9 protein-coding genes and 1 tRNA gene are annotated in these 10,211 nt (G+C 64.5%); 4 read left to right on the top strand and 6 right to left on the bottom strand.

Annotated features, from left to right (window positions below):
* Positions 1-512: 512 nt before the first annotated feature.
* Positions 513-785 carry a hypothetical protein gene (locus Q0O40_RS13715; RefSeq protein WP_295530945.1) on the top strand — a complete coding sequence of 91 codons (273 nt, stop codon included), beginning with the start codon at positions 513-515 and terminating at the stop codon, positions 783-785.
* 24 nt (positions 786-809) lie between these two features.
* Positions 810-1,160, top strand: a complete 351-nt coding sequence (locus tag Q0O40_RS13720) for a thermonuclease family protein (protein ID WP_295530948.1) — start codon at positions 810-812, stop codon at positions 1,158-1,160.
* 317 nt (positions 1,161-1,477) lie between these two features.
* On the opposite strand, the gene Q0O40_RS13725 is transcribed toward Q0O40_RS13720, so the two are convergent.
* The 6 genes from Q0O40_RS13725 to Q0O40_RS13750 all read right to left on the bottom strand — a co-directional run bounded on the left by Q0O40_RS13725 (position 1,478) and on the right by Q0O40_RS13750 (position 7,527).
* Positions 1,478-1,553 (bottom strand) — tRNA-Lys (locus Q0O40_RS13725).
* Positions 1,554-1,656: 103 nt separating this feature from the next.
* Positions 1,657-2,772, bottom strand: a complete 1,116-nt coding sequence (rodA, locus tag Q0O40_RS13730; RefSeq protein ID WP_295530951.1) for a rod shape-determining protein RodA — start codon at positions 2,770-2,772, stop codon at positions 1,657-1,659.
* 4 nt (positions 2,773-2,776) lie between these two features.
* The gene (gene mrdA, locus Q0O40_RS13735; protein ID WP_295530954.1) at positions 2,777-4,885 is read right to left on the bottom strand and encodes a penicillin-binding protein 2; all 2,109 of its coding nucleotides are present in this window, start codon (positions 4,883-4,885) and stop codon (positions 2,777-2,779) included.
* A 4-nt stretch (positions 4,886-4,889) separates the two neighbouring features.
* Positions 4,890-5,423, bottom strand: a complete 534-nt coding sequence (mreD, locus tag Q0O40_RS13740) for a rod shape-determining protein MreD (protein ID WP_295530957.1) — start codon at positions 5,421-5,423, stop codon at positions 4,890-4,892.
* An 80-nt stretch (positions 5,424-5,503) separates the two neighbouring features.
* Positions 5,504-6,409, bottom strand: a complete 906-nt coding sequence (gene mreC / locus Q0O40_RS13745; RefSeq protein WP_295530959.1) for a rod shape-determining protein MreC — start codon at positions 6,407-6,409, stop codon at positions 5,504-5,506.
* Positions 6,410-6,480: 71 nt separating this feature from the next.
* Complete coding sequence (locus Q0O40_RS13750) at positions 6,481-7,527, bottom strand: rod shape-determining protein (protein ID WP_295530962.1); 1,047 nt, start codon at positions 7,525-7,527, stop codon at positions 6,481-6,483.
* A 225-nt stretch (positions 7,528-7,752) separates the two neighbouring features.
* On the opposite strand from Q0O40_RS13750, the gene mutL reads away from it, so the two are divergent.
* The gene (gene mutL, locus Q0O40_RS13755; protein ID WP_295530967.1) at positions 7,753-9,573 is read left to right on the top strand and encodes a DNA mismatch repair endonuclease MutL; all 1,821 of its coding nucleotides are present in this window, start codon (positions 7,753-7,755) and stop codon (positions 9,571-9,573) included.
* Positions 9,570-10,019 (top strand): hypothetical protein, encoded by a 450-nt coding sequence (locus tag Q0O40_RS13760; protein ID WP_295530964.1) that lies wholly within the window; start codon positions 9,570-9,572, stop codon positions 10,017-10,019. Before mutL ends, Q0O40_RS13760 begins: the two co-directional genes overlap by 4 nt.
* Positions 10,020-10,211 lie beyond the last annotated feature (192 nt).

Consider the following 10,211-nt stretch of genomic DNA (forward strand, 5'->3'; position numbering starts at 1 on the left):
TCAAACAACGTGAAAGGATCAAGCGACAAACCATCGAGCATCGGCGCTTGCAACACCGCAAGCTCGCCGCCTAAAACCCAACCCCAGACGAGGCCCGCACTCCGCTAATTTACGCCGCGAGTTGTGCCAAATGTTCTGACGACGGACAATTCAGGCTTAGGCTCGCCTTCGCGCACTTGGCCGTTAGCGCGCGCGCATCGATCACGCTTGCCCGGCCACAACCCCGGCATACAATCCGAAGATTGAAGCCGTGCCGCGCATAGTCGCTTATTTTGTCGAGGCGTTTGGTTCCCATGCGACAGTGAGAACGAATGCGGAACGATTCGGCAATGGGCTTCGCCGATCTGTCCCCCGCGCGCGGGCCTGCTTGCTATGCGTTGGCAAACGGTTGAAGATAGTATCTGGTGCCTTATCCATGCACTACAAATTTTAGGGGGACTGCAATGATAGTCAAAAGAATCATGATCTTAGCTGCCTTTGCGGGTTTCTCCTATTCATCGCCATCGCTTGCGATGACATATTATCTTCAAAAAGACTTAGGGGTTCAAGGCAATCAACATTTCTGCAAATATAGCAATGGGAAAGTATATTCGTTTAATGCAACAGAACTTTGCCAAATGTCTGTCGAAGATGATTCAATTACAGGTAGTGGAAGGACGACAGGATTAAAGTCGGGCGAATACCAAGATGGAATGACAAAAATTTGTGTTTACGATGTTTTGGGGGTTAAGCAGGCTTTGCGCATCGGGTCAGTTGAATTGTGTCCTCTCAGCTACCAATTTTAGCAAATTGACTGCGTATAAACCGCTATGAGCTTGTTCTCGATTCTTGCCGCCGGTGCCTTGTGCAGCTCGCTATCAGTGCATGACGGGGATTCAATCCGTTGCGGTGGCGAGCGCATCCGCATCGCCAATATCGATGCGCCGGAACTGCCGGGTTCACCTCGATGCTCTGAGGAACGCCGCGCCAAAGCGTGGTGCGACTATGCGGTAGGCTATCAGGCGCGGGATGCGCTGCAAGCGTTCTTAAAGCGCGGGCCGGTGATAATCGAGCGCATGGGGCCGGACAAGTGCGGGCGAACGTTGGCGCGCGTCAGCGTCAATGGCGAGGATGCAGGAGCGTATCTCGTTGGACTGGGGCTGGCGCGTTGGTATCGATGAGACACCGCATGTGTTTCGGTTTTGTTCGACTAGGGCGTTCAAGCATGCATAACGACAAAGATCAGCCTTACGACGAGCCAACACCGCTGATCATGACGATTGAAGCAGTTGTCCTAGCATTCGGCATGCTTTGCATGATCTTGCTGGCGTTCTGGTGAATCAAAGCAAAGGGCCTTGCGCATAGAAGCCAAGCCCGCCCGCCGACAACGCAATGAGCAGATGAGCGCGCGAAATTGGCCCGCGTGCTTGCTATGTGATTGCTAGGGGTGCCAGCCGCCCGCATTCGAGGCCAAAAGAGCGGCTAAGTCATTGAAAAATGGTGGACGCACTTGGGCTCGAACCAAGGACCCGCTGATTAAGAGTCAGCTGCTCTGCCAACTGAGCTATGCGTCCATTTCCGCGTTCGCGTGCAAACGGGAAGCGTTCCCTTAGCGATTTTTGCCCCGATGCCAAGCCCCAAATTGGGCGCGCAGCAAAGCAGGCATGAACGCTGCCGCTAGAGCAGCCCGGCGCGGCCTGGGCGAGACCAGCGGCCGACGGCCATGATCGTGCCGATGCAGATCATGTTGGTCATCATCGAGGAGCCGCCATGGCTCATGAAGGGCAGGGGGATGCCCACCACCGGGGCAAGGCCCATGACCATCATCAGATTGATGCACACATAGAAAAAGATCGTCGTGACCATGCCCGCGGCGAGCAGGCGCGAGAAGCGGTCCGGCGCATTCATCGCGACTTTGAGGCCCCAGCGCAGCACGAGCGCAAACACCGCGAGCACAAACAGCCCGCCCAGCATGCCCCATTCCTCGGCCATCGTCGCAAAGACAAAGTCGGTGTGCGCCTCGGGCAGATAGTCGAGATGGCTTTGCGAGCCCTGGCCGAACCCTTTGCCAAACAGCCCGCCCGAACCGATCGCAATTTTCGACTGGGTGATGTGGTAGCCCGAACCGAGCGGATCGTTTTCGGGATCGAGGAACACGAACACGCGCTTGCGCTGATAATCGCGCAGCGCGAAAAAGAACGCCAGCGGCGCGATGATGGCCACGGCCAGGCCCCCGCCGATGAACAGCCGCAGCGGCAGCCCGGCCAGAAACATCATCACCAGCGCGCCAAAGCTGATCGCCAGCGCCGTGCCCAGATCGGGTTGCAGCGCCACCAGCAAGCCCGGGATGCCAAGCAGCACCAGCGCGGGCGCAATCGCCCGCCAGCCTTGCGTCTCGCCCACCGGCAACACGCTGTAAAACCATGCCAGCACCAGCACGATCCCCGGTTTCATCAATTCGGACGGTTGCAGCGTCATGAAGCCCAGATTGAGCCAGCGCTGGCTCCCCCCGCCGATCCCGCCGATCAGCTCGACCAGCACCAGCAGCAGGCACAAGCCGACATAGATCGGCAGCGCCGCGCGTTTGAACCAGTCCTGCGGAATGCGCGCGATTACCATCGCCATCGCCAGAAACACCCCGAAGCGCGCGACATGGGTCACTGCCCAGGGTTGGAAATGGCCGCCTGCCGCAGAATAAAGCACCGCCCCGCCAAACCCGACAAGCATCGCCAGCGGTACGATGACCTGCCATGGCTGGCGCGCCAGAGCGCTGGGAACATAAGCGCGCGGCATTGCCCTATTGCCCCTGCGGCGCGGGCGCTGGCTGCGCTGCGCTCCCCGGCCCGTTGCTCCCCGGGGCAACTACAGGCGCGTCGGCGGGCGCGGGCGCGGATGCGGCCACTGGTTCGGGTTCCGGCGCAGGCGGAGCGGCGGCGGTCTGCGCAGCGGCAGGTTCGCTCACCGGGCGGTTGTCCTCGGCCACGACTTGTGCGGCCTGCGCCTCGTCTGGCGCTTGCGGCGCGCTGGCCCCGAATTTGGCGGCATAGGCGTTGTACTTGGCCGTCATGCGCTGTTCGACATTGCCGCCCCACTGGCTCTCATACCCGGCCAGCACGTCGAGCGCCTTGGTCTGATCGAACAGATACGTCATCACATCGCGCGCCACGGGATAGGCCGCGCCCGATCCGCCGCCGTGCTCGATCACCACGGCGCAGGCAAAGCGCGGCTTGTCAAACGGAGCAAAGCAGATGAAGTGGCCGTGATCGCGGTGTTTCCACAGGCCCCCTTTGCCGTTGCCGATGTTGAGCCCCACCACTTGGGCGGTGCCGGTCTTGCCCGCCATCTGGACGTCGGGAATGGGCAGGCGCGCCTTGCCCGCGGTGCCGCGCCCGTTGACCACTTCGTTCATCGCGGCATGAATGTAATCGAGATGTTCCTGTTTCAGCCCGAGCGGGCTTGATCGGGGCGCATCGCGCGTCATGATCAGCCGGGGATTAAGCTCCAGGCCCGAGGCGATGCGCGCGGCCATGACCGCCTGCTGCAACGGATTGACCAGCATGTAGCCTTGCCCGATGGTGGCGTTCACGGTGTCGTAGATCGCCCATTCTTTCTGATATTTGCGCTGTTTCCATGCGGGATCGGGCACCGTGCCGAAGGATTGTCCCGGATATGGCATCGGAAACGATTGCCCCAGGCCCAGCCGCCGCGCCATCGCCGCGATCGCGTCCATCCCGATCTTCTGCGCAAAGTGATAGAAATAGACGTCGCAGGATTGATAGATCCCCTTGGCCATGTTGACCGTGCCATGCCCCCGGCGGTTCCAGCAGTGGAACACCCGGTTGCCCACGCGCAGTCCCCCGCCGCATCCCACCGTGGCCTCGGGATCAAGGCCCGCTTCGAGGAACGAGAGCGCCACCATCGGCTTGACCGTCGATCCTGGCGGATAGAGCCCGCGCAGCACTTTGTTGCGCAGCGGCACGTGATCGTCTTCCGACAGCATCTTCCATTCGATCCGGCCGATGCCGTCGGAAAAGCTGTTGGGATCAAAGCTCGGCATCGAAACCATCGCGAGCAGATCGCCGGTCTGGCAATCCATCACCACGACCGAACCCGATTCCAGCCCCAGCCGCCGTGCCGCATAGTCCTGCAGCCCTGCATGGATGGTCAGCTGCACCGGCTTGCCGGGCACATCCTCGCGCGTGCCCAGATCGCGCACCACGCGCCCGCTCGCGGTCGCCTCCACCCGCCGCGCGCCAGGCACGCCGCGCAGCCGCACTTCGAAGTGCTTTTCCAGCCCGTCCTTGCCGATCTTGAAGCCCGGCGTGATGAGCAGCGGGTTGCGCTCGCTCTCATAGTCTTCGGCCGAAGCCGGGCCGACATAGCCAACGAGATGCCCCACTGCCGCACCGCCGGGATAGAGCCGCGAGAACCCGCGCTGCGGAATGACGCCGGGCAATTCCGGCAGCCGCACGCTTACCGCGGCAAACTTGTCCCAATCGAGGTTTGAGGCGACCTCGACCGGTTGAAGCCCGCGCGCCTTCTCCAGCTTATCGCGAATATCGCGGACCTTGTCCGGGGTCAGCCCCAGCAGCTGCGAGAGCGTGCCCAGCGCGGCGGCGGGATCGGTCACGCGGTCGGGGATCAGATCGACGCGAAAGTCGGCGCGGTTGGAGGCCAGCGGCGCGCCGGTGCGGTCGATCACCCAGCCGCGCCGGGGCGGAATGAGCGTGAGGTTGACCCGGTTGCTCTCCGAGGCCGCGCGATATTTGTCGTTTTCGGCCACTGCCAGATAGCCCAGCCTTGCCGCCAGCAGCACGCCCACCCCGGCTTGGCCCAGCCCGAGCACGAACGTGCGCCGTTCGAACCGGTTGGTCAGGATCGCAGAGGTCATCGGCAGCTTGGCCATCGCCTCAAAGCCTGCGCAAGGGGATCAGCCGGACCCGGTCGAGCCAGGCGACCATGCTGGTCATCACCGGGAACAGCGCGATGCTGATCAGCAGTTGCGGACCGCTCGCCAAGGGCAGGGGATACCCGGCGGCCAGCCCGGCAAAGCTGGCGGCGAGAAGGATGTAGGCGGCGATCAGGCTGCTCGCCGCCAGCCAGTCCTGCAAAAAGCCCCGCCACAAGAAGCGTTCGTCGATCACCTCCATCGCCAGCAAGGCCAGCGACCACAGCACGATCCCGCTGCCGAAAGGCTGGCCGCTGTAGAGATCATCAAACAGCCCCAGCGGCAGCCCGGCCCAGATCGGCAGCAGCCCGGGCCGCAAGATGCGCCACGATAGAAACATGATAAAGGCGAGCGGCGGGAGCACCGGCGCCGAGGCGATGATCGGCGAGAAGCTGACCATCGCGGTCAGCATGATCGAGGCCCATGGCAATCCGCCCGCCAGCAGCGGCAGCGGCGCGCGGTCTATGCGATTGCGCACGATGTCTTCAGGCCGCATCGGCAGGCGGGGCACGGCAATTCGCGGCACCACGGGTCTGGGCGGGGAAAGCCGGGGCCGGGAGAGCTTAGGAACTTCCATCAGTTGGCGATTTCCGCCGAAGGGGCGGCGCGCTGTTCGCTCTCCGCGAGCGCGGCGACCGCGGCGGGCTGAAACATCGGCAGGACCAGCACGAAATCGGCGTCGGCGGGGTCGCTGGCGAGGCGGCCGCCCGCGCCTTCGCGGCGCACGTCGGTCGCGATCGCCACCGGAATGCCCGGCGGATAGATCCCGCCCGAACCCGATGTCACAAACACGTCGCCCTTGCGCACCGGGTTGATCCCCATGTTGATCAGGCGGATATCGATGCGGCCATCGGCGCGTCCTTGCACAAAGGCGGGCAGTCCGTCGCTGGCGCGGCGCACCGGCACCACGTTGTCCGGGTCGGTCACCATCAGCACCCGCGCGGTGTTCGGGCCGGCTTCAATCACCCGTCCGATCAGGCCCGCTGCTGCGCGCACCGGCTGGCCGGCGCGCACCCCGCTGCGCGTGCCGACCGATAGCACGGCAAAGCGCCGCGTGCTCGATGCCGTCGATCCGATCAGCCGCGCCGAGGTGATCGGCGGCGCAGCCGGATCGATAATGCGGATCAGCGCTTTCAGCCGCTGGTTTTCCTGACGGACCGCCTGCATGCCCAGTGCATTGGCTCTGGCGGCGGCGACTTCGCGGCGCAGCGCCGCGTTCTGGCGGCCGGCGTTGAAATAGGCGGCAATGGCCGCGATCACGGTCTGGCTGCCTGCGCGCGCCTCAGCGCCCGCCTGGCCCGCCGGGTGCGCCGCCTCGCCCGCGATGGCGCGGGCAAAGCCGAACGCGCCGGGGTTGGTCAGCGAGACAATCAGCAAGACCGCGCCGGCCGCGATGCCAACGACCGCAACGACGTAGCCCCTGAAGATGCCGTACTGCGCCCTGCGCGAAAAGCCCGGGCGACGGTCTTGCCACCGCGCCATTCTCTTGTTCCTTTACGAGCCGAACCAGCCCCAAAAATCCATCCGATGCCCGGCACCCGCCATCGGCGGCTTTACGCCGTCATCAATACGCCGCGATAGATAGGATCTTCCATGGCGCGGCCGGTGCCCAGCGCCACGCATGACAGCGGATCTTCGGCCACGCTCACCGGCAATCCGGTCTCTTCGCGCAAATGCTCGTCCAGCCCGTGGATCAGCGCGCCGCCGCCGGTCAGCACGATGCCCTGATCGACGATATCGGCGGCGAGTTCGGGCGCGGTGTTTTCCAAAGCGATGCGCACACCTTCGACAATCGCGCCAATGGGTTCAGAGAGCGCTTCGGCGATATTGGCCTGCGTGATCGTGATTTCCTTGGGCACGCCGTTCACCAGATCGCGGCCCTTGATGTGGATCGTCTCGCCGATGCCATCGAGGGGCACCATCGCGATGCCATAGTCCTTCTTGATCCGCTCGGCGGTCGATTCGCCGATCAGCAGGTTGTGATGGCGGCGCACATAGGAAACGATGGCCTCGTCCATCTTGTCGCCGCCCACGCGCACCGACGTGGTATAGGCCAGGCCGCGCAGCGAAAGCACCGCAACTTCGGTGGTGCCGCCGCCGATATCGACGACCATCGAGCCGACCGGCTCGGTTACCGGCATGTCCGCGCCGATCGCTGCCGCCATCGGTTCGAGGATCAGGAACACCTGGCTCGCGCCCGCATTGCTCGCCGCATCGCGGATCGCGCGGCGCTCCACCGAGGTCGAACCCGATGGCACGCAGATCACGATCTCGGGATAGCGCAACAGGCTTTTCGATCCGTTCACCTTCTGGATGAAGTGCTTGATCATCGCCTCGGCCACTTCGATGTCGGCAATCACCCCGTCGCGCAAGGGGCGGATCGCCTCGATGTTGTCCGGCGTCTTGCCCATCATCATCTTGGCGTCGTCGCCCACGGCCTTCACCCGCTTGATGCCGTTGATTGTCTCGATCGCCACGACCGAAGGTTCGTTGAGCACGATGCCCCGGTCCTGCACATAAACCAGCGTGTTGGCGGTGCCGAGGTCGATCGCGATATTCTGGTAACCAAACTTGAAGAATCGGGAAAGAAACGATGCCATCAGGAAATCCGTAATAATCTGCGCTTTGGAACGGCCCAAGGGGCCGGCTCGCGCAGCGAGCGCAGGGCAGGTAATCAGGCCATTAGCAGGGCAGCCGCGCAAAACCCAATATTTTGTGCAGGCTTTGCGGGATAAGTGGCGTGTCTCGTCTCGAAAATGGGCAGCTTGGTCGCTAGAAGCGGGGTTATGAACAGCGCCGTCCCTCCAGACTGGTTTGAGCCTGCCGTGCGCACCATCCGCCGTCTGCCTGAGGGGCTGGTCAATCGGATCGCTGCGGGCGAAGTGGTCGAGCGCCCGGCCAGCGCGCTCAAGGAACTGGTCGAGAATGCGATCGACGCCGGGGCCAGCCATATCGCGGTGCGGCTGGGCGAGGGCGGGCTCGCGCTGATCGAAGTGACCGACGATGGCTGCGGCATGCGGGCCGATGAAATCGCGCTTGCGCTGGAGCGGCATGCCACCTCCAAGCTTCCCGATGAAGCCATCGAACTGGTCGAAACCCTGGGCTTTCGCGGCGAGGCCTTGCCCTCGATCGCCTCGGTCGCGCGCGTCACCATCGAAAGCCGCCCGCGCACCGGGAGCGAGCGAGGGGTCGGCGAGGCATGGGCGCGGGTGGTCGATCATGGCGCGCTCATCGCCGATGGCCCTGCCGCCATGCCGCCGGGCACCCGGGTGCGGGTCGAAGACCTGTTCGGCAAAGTGCCCGCCCGCCGCAAATTCCTGCGCAGCGCGCGCTCGGAATGGGCAGCCTGCCTCGATGTCGTGCGCCGCCTCGCGCTCGCGCGGCCCGACATCGGCTTCACGCTCGAGCATGATGGCCGCCGCGCGCTGCAGGTCCTGCCCGGCGAAAGCCTTGAGCACCGCGTCGCGCAGATCGTCGCGCGCGAGATCGCGGGCAATGCGGTGGCGGTCGATCTGGCGCGCGGCGCTTACGAACTGACCGGGATTGCGGGCCTGCCGACCTACAATCGCGGCGTTGCCGATCATCAGTACCTGTTCGTCAATGGCCGCCCGGTGAAGGACCGGCTGCTGATCGGCGCGGTGCGCGGGGCTTATGCCGATATGCTCGCGCGCGATCGCCACGCGGTGCTCGCGCTGTTTCTGCAAGTCCCGCCCGAGGAGGTCGATGTCAACGTCCATCCAGCCAAGACCGAGGTGCGGTTCCGCGATCCGGCGCTGGTGCGCGGCCTGATCGTCACCGGGCTGCGCCAGGCGCTCAGCGCGGGGGACCGCCGCTCGGCCCAAACCCCCGATGCAGGCGCGATGCGCGCTTGGCAGACAGAGGCCCCGGCCGCTCCATCGGCCGCCCCGTTTGGCGAACGCCAGACCAGCGCCTTTGCCGCGCCAAGCTGGAACGAAGCGCGCGTCTCCGAAGCCGGAACGGCATGGCGCGGTTATGAGGCGATGGTGCTCGCGCCGCCTGCTGCGCGCGCCGAAGCCGCCGCCGCGCCGGTCCCGTCATCCGAATTCCCGCTCGGCGTCGCGCGCGGGCAAGTCGCGCTCACCTATATCGTCGCCGAGGCGGCAGACGGCCTGGTCATCGTCGATCAACACGCCGCGCACGAACGCCTCGTGCTTGAGGCCCTCCGCGCCGCCGGGGCCGCAGACGGACAGGCCCGCTCGCAGGCGCTGCTCCTGCCCGAAGTGGTCGAACTGGACGAGGTCGCCTGCGACCGGCTCGAAGGCGCCGCCGCGACGCTCGCTGCTTACGGCCTGCTGATCGAGCGCTTCGGCCCCGCCGCCGTTCTGGTCCGCGCGATGCCCGCCGCCCTCGCCAAAGGCGATCCGGCAGCCTTGGTTCAGGACGTCGCCGACGATCTCGCCAAACACGGCGATGCCCTGCTACTCGGCGAAAAATTCGACCTCTTGCTCGCCACGATGGCCTGCCACGGCTCGGTCCGCGCTGGCCGCGCGCTCTCGGTTGCCGAGATGAACGCGCTGCTGCGCGAAATGGAAGCAACCCCGCGCTCGGGCCAATGCAATCATGGCCGCCCGACGTGGATCAAGCTGGCGCACGGCGACATCGAAAAACTGTTCGGGAGGAAATGATGCGCAAATTGGCAATGGGATTCCTGCTGGTGCTCGCTTCCTGCAGCGAGCCTGCGCCGCCCCCGCCGCCCGCCAATGCCATCGAGCCGGGCACGATCGACTATTTCGACATCACCCAGAACAAACTCTTCGGCAGCGGCTGCAATTTCGTCGCCGATGGCGGCGGCATGGGCGCGATCCTGATGGCGCTCGAAGCCGAGGCGGTGCTCAAGCTGAACGGCAAACTGGTCAAGATCGCCGCCGACAAGGCCAGCAAACCGCTCAAGCAAGGCAGCTGGACCCGCTACGCCGATCCCGCCTACATCCTCGCGCTCACCTCGGTCGACGACGGCAAGGGCAAGGTCAACGGCGTCGTCGAAATGCTCACCGCGCAGATGACGCTCAGCGACGGAGCAGGCAAAGCCCTGTTCACCGCCAAGGGACAGGCCCAATGCAAACCCATGTGAACAGCGCACAACCAGTCCCCCTCCCGCCTGCGGGAGGGGTTATGGGTGGGCAGCCTCCACACACAAACTCCTTGACAAAACGAACCATATAGGCTAAATGCCCCGCAGATCGGGAGCGGGCTTGGCCGGCCTTGCCTTCGCTCTTTCGGGTTTGTTCGCCCCGCGAGCAGGCCCGATGCGACCGGTGCGGGC

Source organism: Novosphingobium sp. Chol11, from assembly GCF_945870625.1.
In the GTDB taxonomy this organism is placed as follows: Bacteria; Pseudomonadota; Alphaproteobacteria; order Sphingomonadales; family Sphingomonadaceae; genus Novosphingobium.

Bases quoted from the DNA above. Each gene is read 5' to 3' on its own strand.
- Q0O40_RS13715 (WP_295530945.1), top strand. From the start codon at position 513: ATGACATATTATCTTCAAAAAGACTTAGGGGTTCAAGGCAATCAACAT.
- Q0O40_RS13720 (WP_295530948.1), top strand. From the start codon at position 810: ATGAGCTTGTTCTCGATTCTTGCCGCCGGTGCCTTGTGCAGCTCGCTA.
- rodA (WP_295530951.1), bottom strand. From the start codon at position 2,772: ATGCCGCGCGCTTATGTTCCCAGCGCTCTGGCGCGCCAGCCATGGCAG.
- mrdA (WP_295530954.1), bottom strand. From the start codon at position 4,885: ATGGCCAAGCTGCCGATGACCTCTGCGATCCTGACCAACCGGTTCGAA.
- mreD (WP_295530957.1), bottom strand. From the start codon at position 5,423: ATGCGGCCTGAAGACATCGTGCGCAATCGCATAGACCGCGCGCCGCTG.
- mreC (WP_295530959.1), bottom strand. From the start codon at position 6,409: ATGGCGCGGTGGCAAGACCGTCGCCCGGGCTTTTCGCGCAGGGCGCAG.
- Q0O40_RS13750 (WP_295530962.1), bottom strand. From the start codon at position 7,527: ATGGCATCGTTTCTTTCCCGATTCTTCAAGTTTGGTTACCAGAATATC.
- Q0O40_RS13760 (WP_295530964.1), top strand. From the start codon at position 9,570: ATGATGCGCAAATTGGCAATGGGATTCCTGCTGGTGCTCGCTTCCTGC.